At 66.2% G+C, this 15,459-nt stretch carries 15 protein-coding genes; 7 read left to right on the top strand and 8 right to left on the bottom strand.

Annotation, left to right across the window (positions count from 1 at the left end; all coding sequences use genetic code 11):
* Positions 1–49: 49 nt before the first annotated feature.
* From rpmF to U1763_RS16650, 5 genes are all read left to right on the top strand, one after another.
* Positions 50–229 (top strand): 50S ribosomal protein L32, encoded by a 180-nt coding sequence (gene rpmF, locus U1763_RS16670; RefSeq protein ID WP_056054400.1) that lies wholly within the window; start codon positions 50–52, stop codon positions 227–229.
* A 41-nt stretch (positions 230–270) separates the two neighbouring features.
* A complete protein-coding gene (gene plsX, locus U1763_RS16665; protein WP_132895865.1) occupies positions 271–1,299 on the top strand; it encodes a phosphate acyltransferase PlsX in 1,029 nt (342 codons plus the stop codon).
* Positions 1,296–2,264: a beta-ketoacyl-ACP synthase III gene (locus tag U1763_RS16660; protein WP_332756069.1), complete on the top strand. Its 969-nt coding sequence runs from the start codon at positions 1,296–1,298 to the stop codon at positions 2,262–2,264. The genes plsX and U1763_RS16660 overlap by 4 nt, the downstream gene beginning before the upstream one ends.
* Before the next feature lie 98 nt (positions 2,265–2,362).
* Positions 2,363–2,659 (top strand): integration host factor subunit alpha, encoded by a 297-nt coding sequence (locus U1763_RS16655; protein WP_132734757.1) that lies wholly within the window; start codon positions 2,363–2,365, stop codon positions 2,657–2,659.
* Positions 2,660–2,667: 8 nt separating this feature from the next.
* Positions 2,668–3,054: a MerR family transcriptional regulator gene (locus U1763_RS16650; RefSeq protein ID WP_332756068.1), complete on the top strand. Its 387-nt coding sequence runs from the start codon at positions 2,668–2,670 to the stop codon at positions 3,052–3,054.
* Between the two features lie 136 nt (positions 3,055–3,190).
* Here the strand turns inward: U1763_RS16650 and U1763_RS16645 are convergent, their stop codons facing one another.
* From U1763_RS16645 to rpmI, 7 genes are all read right to left on the bottom strand, one after another.
* Positions 3,191–4,759, bottom strand: a complete 1,569-nt coding sequence (locus U1763_RS16645; protein ID WP_332756067.1) for a peptide chain release factor 3 — start codon at positions 4,757–4,759, stop codon at positions 3,191–3,193.
* 331 nt (positions 4,760–5,090) lie between these two features.
* Entirely contained in the window at positions 5,091–5,972 is an 882-nt protein-coding gene (locus tag U1763_RS16640) for an aldose 1-epimerase family protein (RefSeq protein ID WP_332756066.1), read from the bottom strand.
* 289 nt (positions 5,973–6,261) lie between these two features.
* Entirely contained in the window at positions 6,262–8,676 is a 2,415-nt protein-coding gene (gene pheT / locus U1763_RS16635) for a phenylalanine--tRNA ligase subunit beta (RefSeq protein ID WP_332756065.1), read from the bottom strand.
* Positions 8,673–9,767, bottom strand: coding sequence for a phenylalanine--tRNA ligase subunit alpha (gene pheS, locus U1763_RS16630; RefSeq protein WP_332756252.1), 1,095 nt, complete (start codon positions 9,765–9,767; stop codon positions 8,673–8,675). Before pheS ends, pheT begins: the two co-directional genes overlap by 4 nt.
* Positions 9,768–9,789: 22 nt before the next feature.
* The gene (locus tag U1763_RS16625; RefSeq protein WP_332756064.1) at positions 9,790–10,119 is read right to left on the bottom strand and encodes a GIY-YIG nuclease family protein; all 330 of its coding nucleotides are present in this window, start codon (positions 10,117–10,119) and stop codon (positions 9,790–9,792) included.
* A gap of 295 nt (positions 10,120–10,414) precedes the next feature.
* Complete coding sequence (rplT, locus tag U1763_RS16620) at positions 10,415–10,780, bottom strand: 50S ribosomal protein L20 (protein WP_056054375.1); 366 nt, start codon at positions 10,778–10,780, stop codon at positions 10,415–10,417.
* A 19-nt stretch (positions 10,781–10,799) separates the two neighbouring features.
* On the bottom strand, positions 10,800–11,003 hold the full coding sequence (gene rpmI / locus U1763_RS16615; RefSeq protein ID WP_031395289.1) for a 50S ribosomal protein L35: 204 nt from the start codon (positions 11,001–11,003) through the stop codon (positions 10,800–10,802).
* Positions 11,004–11,171: 168 nt separating this feature from the next.
* Between rpmI and U1763_RS16610 the strand changes: the two genes are divergently transcribed.
* Positions 11,172–13,307, top strand: a complete 2,136-nt coding sequence (locus tag U1763_RS16610) for an AsmA family protein (protein WP_332756063.1) — start codon at positions 11,172–11,174, stop codon at positions 13,305–13,307.
* A gap of 522 nt (positions 13,308–13,829) precedes the next feature.
* Here the strand turns inward: U1763_RS16610 and U1763_RS16605 are convergent.
* Positions 13,830–14,681: an inositol monophosphatase family protein gene (locus U1763_RS16605; RefSeq protein ID WP_332756062.1), complete on the bottom strand. Its 852-nt coding sequence runs from the start codon at positions 14,679–14,681 to the stop codon at positions 13,830–13,832.
* A gap of 90 nt (positions 14,682–14,771) precedes the next feature.
* Here U1763_RS16605 and U1763_RS16600 point away from each other — a divergent pair, with 90 nt between their 5' ends.
* Positions 14,772–15,308: a peroxiredoxin gene (locus U1763_RS16600; protein ID WP_132895774.1), complete on the top strand. Its 537-nt coding sequence runs from the start codon at positions 14,772–14,774 to the stop codon at positions 15,306–15,308.
* The last annotated feature ends 151 nt before the right edge of the window (positions 15,309–15,459 follow it).

Genomic DNA, 15,459 nt, shown 5'->3' with positions numbered 1-15,459 from the left:
GTCCGGGCGTACTCGGAGCCCCGACCTTTAGATTGAACAAGGTGCCGAAATGGCCGTCCCCAAAAGAAAAACCTCGCCCTCCAAGCGCGGCATGCGCCGTGGCCACGACTCGCTCACGATCGCGTCGTTCCAGGAATGCCCGAACTGTGGCGAACTGAAGCGTCCGCACAACCTGTGCGGTTCGTGCGGTCACTATAACGGTCGTGAAATCCTCTCGATCGAGGGCTGAGGCTTCCATCCGGAACCTCTAACTTGAACGAAGGATTGATGATGCCCGACAGCGGCTGGATCGCGGTCGATGCGATGGGTGGCGATGACGGGCTGGCAGTGATGCTCGCCGGTGTCGCACTCGCGCGTCATCAATTCGAGGGCATGCGCTTTCTGCTGGTCGGCGACGAAGCTGCGATTCGCGAGGGGCTGAAGGCTCATCCGAACCTGTCGCAGAATTCGGAGATCGTCCACGCGCCAGAAGTCGTCGGGTCGAGCGAAAAGCCGACCCAGGCGATCCGGCGTGCGAAGAAGACGTCGATGGGCATCGCGATCGACCTGGTCAAACAGGGTCGCGCCGCCGCTGCTGTGTCGTCGGGGAATACCGGCGCGCTGATGGCGATGGCGAAGCTGTCGCTGCGGATGCTGCCCGGGATCGACCGGCCGGCACTCGCGGCGCGTCTGCCGACCTTGGGCGATACCGACATGGTGATGCTCGATCTCGGCGCGAACACCGAGTGCGATGCGCGCAACCTCGTCCAGTTCGCGATCATGGGCGCCGCCTACGCCCGCACCGCGCTCGACATCCCGCATCCTCGCGTCGCGCTGCTGAACATCGGCAGCGAGGACATGAAGGGCACGGACGAGATCCGCGATGCCGCCGCGCAACTGCGTGCGACCCCGGCGGTCGACATGCAGTTCAACGGCTTCATCGAAGGCGACCGGTTGTCGCGCGGCGAAGTCGACGTGGTCGTGTGCGATGGCTTTTCGGGCAACATTGCGCTGAAGACCGCCGAGGGCACCGCGCGATTCGTCGCCGACCTGCTCAAGCGCGCGTTCCGTAGTTCGGTGCGCTCGAAGCTCGGCTTCCTGATCTCGCGCCCCGCCACCGAATTGCTGCGCGATCACCTCGATCCCAACAATCACAACGGCGCGGTATTCCTCGGGCTCAACGGCATCGTCGTGAAGAGTCACGGCGGCGCGACCGATCGCGGAGTCGCGACTGCGATCGGCAATGCCGCCAAGATGGTCCGCAACGATCTGATCCGGCGGATCGCCGACGATCTCGGCAACGTGGAGAAGGCGGCATGATCCGTTCGGTTGTCATCGGCACCGGCTCCGCCCTGCCCGCGCGCCGCGTCTCGAATGCGGAACTGGCGGAGCAGGTCGACACCAGCGACGAGTGGATCGTCGAGCGCACCGGCATCCGCTTCCGCCACATCGCCGGCGAAGGCGAGACGACCGCGACGCTGGCCGCCGACGCTTGCCGCGCGGCTTTGACCGCGGCCGGGATCGAGGCGCAGAGCATCGACCTGATCGTGCTCGCCACCGCGACTCCCGACCAGACCTTCCCGTCGAGCGCCACCAAGGTGCAGGCGATGCTCGGGATCGACGACTGCGTCGCGTTCGATGTCGCCGCGGTCTGCTCGGGCTTCCTGTACGCGGTCCAGGTGGTCGACAGCATGATCCGCAGCGGCGTCGCCAAGCGCGCGCTGGTGATCGGTGCGGAGACGTTCAGCCGCATCCTCGACTGGGAAGACCGGACGACCTGCGTGCTGTTCGGCGACGGCGCCGGCGCGATCGTGCTCGAAGCGCAGGACACCGCGGACGAAGGCGGCCGCGGCATCCTGACGACGAAGCTGCACGCCGATGGCCGCCACAACGAGCTTCTCTACGTCGATGGCGGCGTCTCGACCACCGGCACCGTCGGCAAGCTCCGCATGAAGGGCCGCGAGGTCTTCCGCCACGCGGTGACCAACCTGGCGTCGGTAATGACCGAGTCGCTGGCGATGGCGGGGCTGTCTTCGGACCAGGTCGACTGGGTCGTGCCGCACCAGGCGAACGCCCGCATCCTGGACGCGACCGCGCGGAAGCTGGGCCTTGCTCCGGCGAAAGTCGTGGTCACCGTCGACCAGCACGCCAACACGTCGGCTGCTTCCGTACCGCTCGCATTGGACGTCGCCGTACGCGACGGACGGATCAAGCAGGGGCAGATCTTAGTGCTCGAAGCGATGGGCGGCGGCTTCACCTGGGGCGCTGCAGTTATCCGCTTCTAAGCCGTTCGAAACATATCGATTCGCTTGTAGAACAAAAGTTCTTCCGGTCGCCGACGTGCTTGTGTAGGAGGTTCGCCGAGTGTGGGAGCTTGAAGATCATGACGACGGGTACTTTGACGCGGGCCGACTTGGCTGAATCGCTCCACAAGGAGGTCGGGCTGTCACGTTCGGATTCCTCCAAGATCGTCGAACAGATCCTGACCGAGATGTGCGGCGCGCTGTCGCAGGGCGAGAACGTCAAGATTTCGGGATTCGGCACGTTCGTGCTCCGCGACAAGGGCGAGCGCGTCGGCCGTAACCCCAAGACCGGCATCGAAGTGCCGATCGCACCGCGCCGCGTGCTGACGTTCCGCGCAAGCCAGATGATGCGGGAACGCATCGTCGGTGCCGACTGACGACCGACATGGCTGATACCGACGACGCACTGCCGGATGCCGGGGGGCAAAAGGCCAGTGCGGCGTTTCGGACGATCGGCGAACTGTCGCGCGACACCGGCCTGCCGCAGCACATCCTGCGCTATTGGGAAACGCGCTTTCCCCAGCTGAGGCCGCTGCAACGCGCGGGCAACCGGCGCTATTACCGCGCCGAGGACGTCGCACTGGTGCGGCGGATCGACCAGTATTTGAACCGCGAGGGCTATACCGTGCGCGGCGTCCAGCAGTTGCTGGCGGGGGAGAAGGGCGCGGGTGCGATACCGGGTCCTGGCGAGATCGTCGCGCAGGCCGAGTCGCCGATGACCGCGTTGCGCGCGATCCGCGATATGCTTGCCGAGGCTTTGGCCGCGGATTAATACTGATCCTCCCCTGCAAGGGGAGGTGGCTGGCACTTGCCAGACGGAGGGGTGACACCCCCTCGATAGCGCGGATACCCCTCCGTCAGTCCTGCGGACTGCCACCTCCCCTCACAGGGGAGGATCAGCAGGTAACCTATCGCTCCCGCGTCGCGGCGAAGCGGATCTTGGCATAGCGCTCGGCGATGTAGTTCACTTCCCAGGCGCTCTTCGCGAGGAACACGGGGTTGCCGTCGCGGTCCTTGGCCATCGCGCCGCGGTTGATCTCGGCGAAGGTATTGAGCTCCAGCGGGTCTTCCGCCGAAATCCAGCGGGCGGTCTCGTACGGCGCAGGCTCCAGCCCGGCCGCGACCTTGTACTCCGCGTCGAGCCGCGAGAGCAGCACTTCGAGCTGGAGCTGGCCGACCACGCCGATGATCCAGTTCGAGCCGATGTCGGGGTAGAACACCTGCGTCACCCCCTCCTCGGCCATGTCATCCAAGGCTTTGCGCAACTGCTTGGTCTTGGTGAAGTCCTTCAGCACCACGCGGCGCAGGATTTCGGGCGCGAAGTTCGGCAGGCCGGTGAAGCGGATTGCCGCCTTTTCGCTGAGCGTGTCGCCGACCCGCAGCGTGCCGTGATTGGGGATGCCAATGATGTCGCCGGGGAATGCCTCGTCCGCCAGCTCGCGGTTCTGGGCGAAGAACAGGATCGGGGAATGGACCGCTATCGGCTTGCCGTGGCCGGTCGGGGTGAGCTTCATGCCGCGTTTGAACACGCCCGAGCATAGCCGCATGAACGCGATCCGGTCGCGGTGGTTGGGGTCCATGTTCGCCTGCACCTTGAACACGAAGCCGGTGACTTCGGGCTCGTCCGGCGAGACGGGCGCAGGCTCGGCGGGCTGCGCGCGCGGTGGTGGGGCATAATCGGCAAGCGCGGCGATCAGTTCGGCGACGCCGAAGTCCTTGAGCGCCGAGCCGAAATAGACGGGGGTCAGATTGCCCGCGCGATACGCCTCGGGGTCGAAGCTCGAATAGCCGCCTTGTGCGAGTTCGGCTTCGTCGTTCAGGCGGACCATCGCTTCGGGGCTGAGGATCTTGGCGAGTTCGGGATCGTCGATGCCGGTGAACGGGATCGCCTTGCCCATGAACTCGCGGCTGTCGCCTTCGGGGCGGCTCAACGTGTTGGCGTAGAGATCGTAGACGCCCTCGAACTCGCCGCCCATGCCGACCGGCCAGCTCATCGGGCAGACGTCGAGCTGGAGCATCTCCGCCACCTCGTCGAGCAGCGAGAACGGATCGCGACCCTCGCGGTCGACCTTGTTGACGAAGGTGATGATCGGCACGTTGCGCAGGCGGCAGACCTCGAACAGTTTCCGCGTCTGCGGCTCGATGCCCTTCGCGGCGTCGATCACCATGACCGCCGAGTCGACCGCGGTCAGCGTGCGGTAGGTGTCCTCGGAGAAGTCCTCGTGGCCCGGCGTGTCGAGCAGGTTGAAGGTTATCCCCTGCCGCTCGAACGTCATCACCGACGACGTGACCGAGATTCCGCGCTGCTGCTCGATCTTCATCCAGTCGGAGCGGGCGCGGCGTGTCTGGCCCCGCGCCTTCACCTCGCCGGCGAGATGGATCGCACCGCCGAAATACAGGAGCTTCTCGGTGAGCGTGGTCTTGCCGGCATCGGGATGCGAGATGATCGCGAAGGTGCGGCGGGGGAATTGGGTCATGGCGTGGGTCCGGTGCGCCGAGGCTGGGCTCGGAAGGTAAGGAAGTTCAGGCTACGTGCCGCTCGCAATCCCCTTCCCGCGCGGGACGCGGCGGGATCGGGAGGAGGAGACATGCAGCGATCATCGCGTGCTATTGGCAGATGCGGGGCGTGTAGGACAGAGGGGGCCTCGATGAGGACCGGTGGCAGGAGCGACTCTGCTCCCCAAACGCAACGCTCTCCCCTCCCTGAAAGGGAGGGGTTGTGGTGGGTAGGTCAGCTTTGGTCGCAACCGTGCCGTGATGCGGAAACGGACCCACCCCCTGCCCCTCCCTTTTAGGGAGGGGAGTTCGTCAGTGCTCCTGGACCAGTGTCACGCTCATTTCGATGCGCTTCGTGCCGCCGGCGGGGATCTCGAACACACCGGGTTTGTCGCGGTAATCGCCGGTATAGCCTTCGGGGTCGGCGATGCCGTGCCAGGGTTCGACGCAGACATAGGCCGCGCCGGGCTTGGTCCAGATGCCGAGTTTGGGCGTGTCGGGGAAGGCGATCTTCAGCTGCGGGCCGGTCGTGGCGCCGTAGGTGACGGCGTCGGAATGGATCGGGTCCCAGACCAGCGCATCCTTGGCGAACAGTTCGTCGCGCAGGGCGATCACGCGGTCCTCGAGCGGCGAGGGGCGCTCGTCGACGGCGATCTGGCCATCGGGGCTGATCGCCTTGAGCTTGCCCGGTTCGTCGGCCGAGAAGGTGATGCGGTGGTCCGCGCGCGGCTCGCCGTAGGGGAGCGGCCAGGCGAAGGCGGGGTGGAAGCCGAAGCTCGCCGGCATCGGCGCGTCGGTGCGGTTGTGGATGCGCGCCTCGATCCCGAGCGTCGCGCCGTCGAGCGTGAAGACGATGTCGAGGGCGAACGCGAAGGGATAGGCTTTGCGGGTTTCTTCGCTGTCGGTGAGGCGGAAGGTGGCGGAGGTTTCGGTCTGCGCGACGACGTCGAACGTCGAGCGGCGGGCGAAGCCGTGCTTTTGCATCGGGTAGGCGGTGCCATCGAGGCGGATGACGCCTTCGTTGGCGACGCCCACCACCGGGAAGAGGATCGGCGCACGACCGGTCCAGAATGCAGGGTCGGCGTCGGTCATCAACTCTCGCCCGTCGCTGTCGAGCAGGTGGGTGAGTTCGGCGCCGTGGGGGTTTATCTTGGCGGTGAGGCGGTCGTTGGCGATGGTGATCAGGTCGGTCATGGGGTTCCTTCCGTCATTCTTAACGCGCGAGGCCGCGTAACGCTCACAAAACAACCCGCGACATCAGCACCACCCCGGCGCAGGCCGGGGCCCAATTGGGGGACCCTGTTAACGGCGGGCATCGCTTCATTACGCTGACCTTGCCAATTGGGCCCCGGCCTTCGCCGGGGTGGCGTTAGCGGGCAAAACGCGTGCCCTCACCCTCGCCGCCTTCGGCGTCTCTCCCTCTCCCCTTGGGGGAGAGGGAAGGGGGCCACGGCTGCTTGGCCGTGGGAAGGGTGAGGGCACTTCAGACGCGCAGGCTTGCACCTTGCTTGGCTGCCGCCGCGACCACCTTGTCGGCGATCGCCTTGATTTCTTCGTCGGTGAAGCTCTTGGCGGTCGGCTGCAGGACGATCTCGACCGCGACCGACTTGTGGCCGTCCTCGACCCCTGCCCCGGTGAACACGTCGAATACGCGGGCCGAGACGATCGCGACCTTGTCGGCGCCCTTGACCGCTCGGACCAGCGTGTCGGTGGCGAGCGCCGCCGGCACGAGGAACGCGAAGTCGCGGCGGACGGCTTGCAGCGCCGGTGGCGTGTAGGCGGGGCGGGTGAAACCAGACGCGCGCTTGGGCGGGATCGCGTCGAGGTAGACTTCTACCGCGGCGACCGCGCCGTCGAGGTCGAACGCCTTCAGCACCGACGGATGGAGCATGCCGAAGCTCGCCAGCACCGTCTTCGGCCCGAGGCGAAGCGTGCCCGACTGGCCGGGATGCCATGCGTCACCGGCCTCACCCATGACTTGCAGGTTATCGACCGGCGCGCCCGAGGCCGCGAGAAGTGCTAGCGCTTCGGCCTTCGCGTCATACGCGTCGAAGGTCGCCGCTTTCCCATCGCGCCAGCCGCGGGGTCGGCGGTCGCCGGCGAGGACGACGCCGAGCGTCGCGCGTTCGGCCTCCGCCAGATAGCGGCGGCCGACCTCGAACAGGCGGACGCTCTGTGCCCCGCGCTTCAGGTTGCGCCCCGTCGCTGCGAGCAGGCCGGGGAGCAGCGACGGACGCATGACTTTCAGGTCTTCGCTGATCGGGTTGGCGAGCGTCCAGGCACCGCCGCCGAAGGGGGCTGCTTCGGCTTCGGAGAGGAAGCTCCACGTTACCGCCTCGTCGAGCCCTCGGGCCGCCGCCGCGCGACGCGCCCTACGTTCGAGCTTCTGCTCGGGCGTGGCGGTCGGCTTGGCGACGCCGGGCATGCGGGGGAGCGGCGTCGAGGGGATCGAGTCGATGCCCTCGATCCGCACGACTTCCTCGACGAGGTCGGCGGGGCCGTCGACGTCGCGGCGCCAGGTCGGGATGGTGACCGGCCATTTGCCCTCGATCGTCGAGAACAGCGCATCGCTGAACGCATCGGCGCTCTTGATCGCACCGATCGTGAAGCCGAGCGACAAGAGGGTGCGGGCCTGGCGTTCGGGGGCGACGTGGAGGCCGCCGAGGTCTGTGCTTAAGCGCGGATCGTAGTGGATTACGCGGGGGTCTAGCGGGGGTTCGCCCGAGCGGGTGACCTCGCTCGCGGTGCCGCCGCAGATGTGGAGCACGAGTGCGGTGGCGATCGCGAGGCCGTCTTCGAGGAACGCGGGGTCGACGCCGCGTTCGAAACGGCTGCGCGCGTCGGAGGTGAGCGTCAGCTTCTGGCCGGTGCGGGCGATGTGGTCGGGATCGAAATACGCGCATTCGATCAGGACGTTGGTGGTCTCCGCAGAGACGCCCGAATGCTCGCCGCCCATGATGCCGCCGATGTCGTGCACGGCGGTGTCGTCGGCGATGACGGTAATGGTCGCGTCGAGCGTGTAGGTCTTGCCGTTGAGCGCGACGACCTGCTCGCCGTCGTTTGCTTTCCGCGCGACGAGGCCGCCGGAGAGTTTGGCGCGGTCGTATACGTGCAACGGGCGGCCTAGGTCGATCATCAGATAGTTGGTGATGTCGACAAGCGCGGAGATCGGCTTCTGGCCGATCGCGAGCAGGCTGCGGCGCATCCACTCGGGGGAGTCGCCGTTGGTCACGCCCGTGACGGTCTGCGCGAAGAACGCGGGGCAGCCGGTGGTATCGTCGGTGCGGACGTCGGGGCCTGCGCCCTCGCTCGTGAACGCGTCAAACGTCAGCGGCGAGAGCGTGCCGAGGCCGGCGGCGGCGAGGTCTCGCGCGATGCCGCGGACGCCCATGCAGTCCTGCCGGTTCGGCGTGATCGCGACGTCGATGACCGGGTCGGTCAGGCCGGCATAGTCCGGGTACGCGGTGCCGATCGGCGCGTCTTCGGGCAGTTCGATGATGCCGTCATGATCCTCGCCGAGTTCCAGCTCGCGCGTCGAGCACATCATACCGTTCGATTCGACGCCGCGGATGCTCGCGAGCTTGAGCGTCACATCGAGGCCGGGAACATAGGCGCCGGGTGCGCCGAACACGCCGACCAGGCCGGCGCGCGCGTTGGGCGCGCCGCAGACGACCTGGAGCGGACCGTTACCGGCATCGACCGACAGTATCTGGAGCTTGTCCGCTTGCGGATGGCGTTCGGCGCTGAGCACCTTGGCGATCTTAAACGCGGCGAGCTTCTCGCCGGGGTTCTCGACGCCTTCGACCTCGAGGCCGATGCGGGTCAGCGCCTCGACGATCTGGTCGAGGGTCGCGGTGGTTTCGAGGTGCTGCTTGAGCCAGCTGAGGGTGAACTTCATGCGCCGACTCCGCCGGACAAGGTGGGGACGTCGAGGCTCGAAAAGCCGTAATGCTTGAGCCAGCGGATATCGCCGTCGAAGAACGGGCGGAGGTCGTCCATGCCGTATTTGAGCATCGCGAGGCGGTCGATCCCGCAGCCGAACGCGAAGCCCTGCCATTCGTCGGGGTCGAGCCCGCAGGCTTCGATCACCTTGCGGTGGACCATGCCCGAGCCGAGGATCTCGAGCCAGCCATCGGGCTCGGCGCCGCCGACGACGCGCTTGCCCTTCACGAGCGTGTAGCCGACGTCGATCTCGACCGAAGGCTCGGTGAACGGGAAGTAGCTCGGGCGCAGGCGGAGCACGATGTCGTCGCGCTCGAAGAATGCCTTCACGAAGGTCTCGAGCGTCCATTTCAGGTGTCCGAGCGTGATTCCCTTGTCGATCACGAGGCCCTCGACCTGATGGAACATCGGCGTGTGCGTCGCGTCGGAGTCCGAGCGGTAGGTGCGGCCGGGGGCGATGATGCGGATCGGGGGTTTCTGGCTCAACATCGTGCGGATCTGGACGGGCGACGTGTGCGTGCGGAGCAGCGAGAAGGTCGTCTTCTCGTCGGCGGTGCCGGCGGCCTTCGCGTCGATGCCTTGTTGCAAGTAGAAGGTGTCGTGCATCGCGCGCGCAGGGTGCGTCTCGGGGATGTTGAGCGCGGTGAAATTATGCCAGTCGGTCTCGATCTCGGGACCGGTCGCGACCGCGAAGCCCAAGTCGGCGAAGATCTCGGCGAGTTCGTCCATGACCTGGCTGACGGGGTGGATCGTGCCGGCGGGCGTCGCGTCCGCGGGGAGTGTCATGTCGAGCGTTTCGCTGGCGAGACGCGCGTCGAGCGCGGCGCGTTCGAGCGTGGCCTTGCGCTCGGCGATGCCGTTGGCGACTGCTTCGCGGAGGCCCTGGATCTGCGGACCTTGGACAAGGCGCTCGTCCGGCGTCATCTTGCCGAGCGTCTTGAGCAGCGCGGTGATCGTGCCCTGCTTGCCGAGCGCCTCGACCCGGCACGCGTCGAGCGCGTCGAGCCCGGATGCCGCGGCGATCGCCGTCAGCATGTGGTCGCGCATCTGGTTCAGGTCTTGCGTCACGTCATACTCCCAGGGCGGGTTCGGTTAGGCGGGGCAGCCCGAGGCCGATACCCAGATCGTCCCAATTTTCGTTGCACGCTTCGATCAGCTCGATCTTCCACGCTCTTCGCCATTCTTTCAGCCGCTTCTCGCGTGAGATCGCGGCCTCCATCGTGTCGAACATCTCGTAATAAGCGAGACGCTTGATGCCGTACCGGCGAGTGAAGCCGGGGATCAACCCCTCTCGGTGCTGAACCAGCCTTGCGAGCAAGTTTGAGGTGACGCCGATGTAGAGCGTGCCGTGGCGGCGGGAGTGGAGGATGTAGACGCAGGGCTGAAAGGTTTCGCGCATTTCGTGCTCCCCTTGTTGCCCGCTTGATCTGTAAAGCGAAGTGCTTCGCAGTTCCGTCCATCAACACCCCGTCATCCCGGCGGACGCCGGGACCCATGGTAGCGGGCGAGTGATGGTAGCACGTTATCGCAGGGTACGCCTTAACCATGGGTCCCGGCGTTCGCCGGGATGACGGAGGAAGAGGGGTGAGGGGTGAGGGGGTGATCATAGTTGGGGCGTTCAACCCGCCCCAAACGCAGAAAGGGCGCCGGTGGTCTCCCACCGACGCCCTCCCGAAACTTACCTCAGTCGCGAATTACGCGGCCTGGGGGAGAGCCGCCTTCACCTGGGCGACGATGGCGCTGAATGCAGCGCCCTCGTGCATGGCGATGTCGGCCAGGACCTTGCGGTCGAGTTCGATCCCTGCAAGCTTCACGCCGTGCATGAACTGCGAATACGTCAGACCCTCGGCGCGGACGCCAGCGTTGATGCGCTGGATCCAGAGGCCGCGGAACGTGCGCTTCTTAACCTTGCGGTCGCGGTAAGCGTATTGTCCGGCCTTCTCGACGGCCTGACGGGCGATGCGGATGGTGTTCTTGCGACGGCCATAATAGCCCTTCGCCTGAACCAAAATACGCTTGTGCTTGGCGCGGGTGGTAACACCCCGTTTTACGCGTGCCATTGTCTAATTCCTTCTCAGCTCAACGCAGGCCGTAAGGCGCCCAGGCCTTCACTGCTGCGGTATCGGCCTTCGACAGCAGCTTGGTGCCGCGGTTCTGACGGATGTACTTGCCGTTGTGATGCGCCAGACGGTGACGCTTGCCGGCGACGCCGTGCTTGAGCAGGCCGGTGGCGGTGAGCTTGAAGCGTTTCTTGACGCCGCTCTTGGTCTTCAGCTTGGGCATTTTTATCCTTTCGGTTACGAAGGAGGACGCTGAAATCGCCGCGGCAGCCCACACTGGCCGGGCGATTCGTCGAACGCGTTCCCTTCGAGGAAGCGGGCCGCATAGACGCATTAATGCGGCATATCAACCGTTGTGGAACTGACGCGGCTGTCGTGCGATAGGCCAAGCATGGACGACAGCCCGACGCAGCCGATTGAGACCCCTTCCGTAGCCCCGGAAGCAGCCTCCGCGCAAAAACGTCGCAAGCGGCGGATACTGCGCAACATCCTGCTCGGGATCGTCGCGGTCATCGTCGCGATCTGGCTGGTGCTGTACATCACCAAGGGGCGCTTCCTAAAGCATCCGTTCGAGCGCGTCGTCGGCTCGCTCACGCACCGCACGCTGACCGTGCGCGGCGATTTCCAGCTGTACTTCGCGCCGTTCCGGATCAAGCTGTACGCCGAGAACTTCACGCTCTCGAACCCCGACTGGTCGAGCAAGCCGAACCTGTTCCAGGCGGACAAGCTCGACACGCGGATCGCGCCGCTGTCGCTGCTCTTCGGCAAGCGGCGGCTGTATTGGCTCGATCTGGTCAACGGCACAGTCGATCTGGAGTGGAACGCGGCGCATTCGGCCAACACCTGGACGTTCTCGAACAAGAAGGGTGGCAAGCCGCTGGAGTTTCCACGAATCGACGTCGCGACGGTGACGGGCACGACGGTGCGCTATCTCGATCCACGGATGCGTGTACTGGCCGACCTGAAGGTTGCCGATATCCGCTCGGTCGACGCGACGATCGGCCGCGCGGTCGGGCTGACCGGCAAGGGGCGGTTGCGCGAGACGCCGTTCACCGTGACCGCGCAACTGCTGTCGCCGGATGCGACCGCCAACCGCGGACAGAACAAGCTGGTCGCGCGGGCGCGGGCGGCGGGCAACATCATCGACGTCGCGGGCACGCTGCCGAGCATCGCCGATGTCGAGAACGTGCCGCTTGCCGTGACCGCGCGCGGCGCAAACCTGTCGACGCTGCTGGGCGTGATCGACGTCGCGATCCCGAACACGCGGACCTACAAACTGCGCGCGCAGCTGATCAAGCAGGGCGACGAATACGCCTTCACGCATCTGCGCGGCTTTGCAGGCCGAACCGATCTCGCGGGCAAGCTGACGATCGTCAACGGCGAGCGCATCCATCTCGATTCGGTGCTCACGACCAAGAGCCTCGACATCATCGATGCGGCACCGTTCATCGGCTTCAATCCCGACATCGTCGAATCGAAGGGGGCTGTCGCAGCCGCCGCCGCGACAGGCGCCGCACCGCAACGCCTGTTGCCCGACGGGAACCTGCCGGTCGCGACGATGCAGATTTTCGACGCCGACCTGAAATGGACGATCGGCGTGGTGAAGTCGCGCAACCTGCCGATCTCCGACATCGATCTGACGCTCGACCTGGAACGCGGGCGGCTGGCGCTGTCGCCGCTGACCTTCTCGATGGCACGCGGCAACGTGGCCTCGGACGTCATCTTCGATACGCGCGCACGGCCGAGCGCGGTGTCCTACGACATCCGCCTTGCGCCGACGCCGCTGGGTCGGCTGCTCAAGGGCTATGGGCTAACCGAAGCTGGGACGACCGGGACCGTCAAGGGGCGGATCAGGCTGGAGGGTCGTGGCGATTCGATTCACGATTCGCTGGCGTCGTCGCGTGGCCGGATCGCATTCGTGCTGCCGTCGGGGGCGCTGTCTGTCCGTAACGTCCAACTCGCCGAACTCGACATCGGCACGTTCGCGCAGCGGATGTTCCAAGGCAAGCTTGATGAGCCGGTCCAGATGAACTGCGGGCTGATCGGCTTTACCGTGCGCGGCGGGGTGGCTGCGGCGGACCCGATCCTGATCGATACCCGCAAGAACGTGATCGTCGGCCGCGGCGGGTTCAGTTTCCGCAACGAGGCGGTGGATCTGGCGTTTCGAGCCGATTCGAAGAAGTTCAGCCTGTTTGCTGGGCAGTCGCCCGTGAGTGTTGGCGGGATGTTCGCCGCGCCGAAGCTCAACGTGATCTCGCAGGACCTGCTCGCGCGCGTCGGCAGCGGGCTCGGGCTGGCGCTGGTCGCGACGCCGGTCGCGGGGATTCTGGCGTTCGTCGATGTCGGCGATGCGAAGTCGACCGCCTGCGGCCCGGTACTGGCCGGGGCGACGGCCGCCGCGCAGCGGACTACCAAGGGTCAGCCGCGCGATGATGTGGGGCATGGGACGACGGCCAAGGCCGAGGACGGGAAGCCAACCCGCTCCGAGGGCAAGGCACAGCGGAAGAAGTTTCTGGGGATCTTCTGAGGGCGTGGGGACCAACTGTACGGTCCCCCCTTCCCTAGATCGCTCATCCTGGCGTCAAGCGGGTACCGTTGCCGATGGTGGGCACGCGTAGATGGCTAGCGTTCCGCGTCCATGGGTCCCGGCGTCCGCCGGGATGACGGATGGGGGTGTGAGCGGGGCTTCGCGGTATGCGGCAGGCTGGTTGGAACCCCGTTCGTCTGAACCGTGCGCGCCGCTTGGGTTAGTCCGGCGTACCTGCGACTTGGTTCCGAACCGAGGCTGCGTCTCCAGCTCTCCCACCCGTCACCCCGGCGGACGCCGGGGCCCATGGTTGGGTCCGCTTAGACGGCTAGCGCTCCGTGTCCGTGGGTCCCGGCGTCCGCCGGGATGACGGAAGGGGGGATGATGTGGGGCTTTGCGGTTTGCGATACCGCTTTAGTGCTCCCTCCCGCTTGCGGGGTTGGGGAGGGCTGATCGCATGCCGGACGCCCGTACGTACGTCGTGTCCTCCCCTAGCCCCTCCCGAAGGCGGGAGGGGAATCTCTATCCGTGATCGTGGCCGTCGTGATCGTCGTGATCGTCGTGATCGTGCGCCTCACCCTGCAACCGGTGCATCGCCTCGAGCACGTCATCCATGCGCGCCGGGTCGCCGATCGCCAACACATGGCCTTCGCTGGCGGCGGTCAGCGGGTCGCCGTTCCAGTCGCACATCATGCCGCCAGCGCCTTCGACCACCGGCACCAGGGCGGCGAAGTCGTAGAGGTTGAGACCGGATTCACACACAACATCGAGATGGCCGCTCGCGAGCAGGCCGTAATTGTAGCAGTCGCCGCCATAGACCGGACCCTGGCGCGGATTGCCGCCCGAGATCGCCGCGACCAGCGCGAGATAGGGCTGCACGTCGCCGTCCTCGAACAGATGCGGGCTGGTGGTGGCGATCGTCGAGCCGGCGAGTTCGCGGCAGGCGCGGGTGCGAACCGGCACACCGTTGAGCGTCGTCGGGCGGCCGGCGACACCGACCCAGCGTTCGCGCTGAACCGGCTGGTCGATGATCCCAAGGACCGGCCAGCCATCCTCGACCAGCGCGATCAACGTGCCGAAGATTGCCCGGCCGACGGTGAAACTGCGCGTGCCGTCGATCGGGTCGAGCACCCATTTGCGGTTGGTGACGCCGGGCTTCTCGCCGAACTCCTCGCCGATGATGCCGTCGCCCGAGCGCTCGGCATCGAGCAACCGACGCATCGCGGCCTCGGCCTCGCGGTCGGCGCGCGTCACGGGGGATTGGTCGTCCTTGATCTCGACGCCGTGCTCATGACGGAAATAGGGTCGGATGACGTGGCCCGCAGCATCCGCGAGGCGGTGCGCGAGGTCGATATCGGCTTGGGTCACTGGCATGGCCCCTGCCTATCGGCCCCTGACGCAGGGAGCAATGGACGGAACGCTCACGTCGGCGTAGGTCGTTGCAATCCAACCGGAGTATCGTCCATGCGCCTCGTCTCGACTCTCGCCGCCGCCGCTCTTCTCGCCGCAACGCCCGCCTTCGCCGCGCTCGCACCCGGCGCCAGGGCTCCGGACTTTACGACGCGTGGCGCGATCGCCGGCAAGGTGTTCACGGTCCATCTCGCCGAGCAGCTCAAGAAGGGCCCGGTCGTGCTGTACTTCTTCCCCGCCGCGTACACCGGCGGCTGCAACGCCGAGGCGCATGCCTTTGCGGAGGCGATTCCGGCGTTTACCAAGGCGGGCGCGACGGTGATCGGCATGTCGGCGGACAATGTCGAGACGCTGAGCAAGTTCTCGGCCGAGAAGTGCGCCGGCAAGTTCGCGGTCGCGAGCGCAGGGCCGGGCGTGGTCAAGGGCTACGACGTCGCGCTCGGCAAGCAGATGGCGGGTCGCGATATCACCAAGCGGACCAGCTACGTCATTGCCAAGGACGGTCGCATCGCGTTCGTCCATGACGATATGAACCCCGCGGCGCACGTCTCGACGACACTTGCCGCAGTCGAGAAACTCACCGGCAAGTAAGCCATCGAACACGGAGCGTTGTTCTCGCTTGATGGATCGGGCTCGGTTGTCACCGGCCTATAGTCATCGAACCGGCAATTACCTGCCGGTTTGGTGACTTAATCCTAACGCTTTCGGGTTTATCGGAGACTGCGAGAACTCGGGGGACGAG

Source organism: Sphingomonas sorbitolis (assembly GCF_036663875.1).
Lineage (GTDB): Bacteria > Pseudomonadota > Alphaproteobacteria > Sphingomonadales > Sphingomonadaceae > Sphingomonas.
This window is presented reverse-complemented; position numbering and strand designations above follow the sequence as displayed.

Excerpts from the sequence above, each read along its gene's own strand:
- U1763_RS16650 (WP_332756068.1), top strand. The coding sequence starts at position 2,668 with ATGGCTGATACCGACGACGCACTGCCGGATGCCGGGGGGCAAAAGGCC.
- U1763_RS16660 (WP_332756069.1), top strand. The coding sequence starts at position 1,296 with ATGATCCGTTCGGTTGTCATCGGCACCGGCTCCGCCCTGCCCGCGCGC.
- U1763_RS16655 (WP_132734757.1), top strand. The coding sequence starts at position 2,363 with ATGACGACGGGTACTTTGACGCGGGCCGACTTGGCTGAATCGCTCCAC.
- rpmF (WP_056054400.1), top strand. The coding sequence starts at position 50 with ATGGCCGTCCCCAAAAGAAAAACCTCGCCCTCCAAGCGCGGCATGCGC.
- pheT (WP_332756065.1), bottom strand. The coding sequence starts at position 8,676 with ATGAAGTTCACCCTCAGCTGGCTCAAGCAGCACCTCGAAACCACCGCG.
- U1763_RS16640 (WP_332756066.1), bottom strand. The coding sequence starts at position 5,972 with ATGACCGACCTGATCACCATCGCCAACGACCGCCTCACCGCCAAGATA.
- U1763_RS16600 (WP_132895774.1), top strand. The coding sequence starts at position 14,772 with ATGCGCCTCGTCTCGACTCTCGCCGCCGCCGCTCTTCTCGCCGCAACG.
- U1763_RS16605 (WP_332756062.1), bottom strand. The coding sequence starts at position 14,681 with ATGCCAGTGACCCAAGCCGATATCGACCTCGCGCACCGCCTCGCGGAT.
- U1763_RS16645 (WP_332756067.1), bottom strand. The coding sequence starts at position 4,759 with ATGACCCAATTCCCCCGCCGCACCTTCGCGATCATCTCGCATCCCGAT.
- rpmI (WP_031395289.1), bottom strand. The coding sequence starts at position 11,003 with ATGCCCAAGCTGAAGACCAAGAGCGGCGTCAAGAAACGCTTCAAGCTC.
- plsX (WP_132895865.1), top strand. The coding sequence starts at position 271 with ATGCCCGACAGCGGCTGGATCGCGGTCGATGCGATGGGTGGCGATGAC.
- pheS (WP_332756252.1), bottom strand. The coding sequence starts at position 9,767 with ATGCGCGACCACATGCTGACGGCGATCGCCGCGGCATCCGGGCTCGAC.
- U1763_RS16610 (WP_332756063.1), top strand. The coding sequence starts at position 11,172 with ATGGACGACAGCCCGACGCAGCCGATTGAGACCCCTTCCGTAGCCCCG.
- U1763_RS16625 (WP_332756064.1), bottom strand. The coding sequence starts at position 10,119 with ATGCGCGAAACCTTTCAGCCCTGCGTCTACATCCTCCACTCCCGCCGC.
- rplT (WP_056054375.1), bottom strand. The coding sequence starts at position 10,780 with ATGGCACGCGTAAAACGGGGTGTTACCACCCGCGCCAAGCACAAGCGT.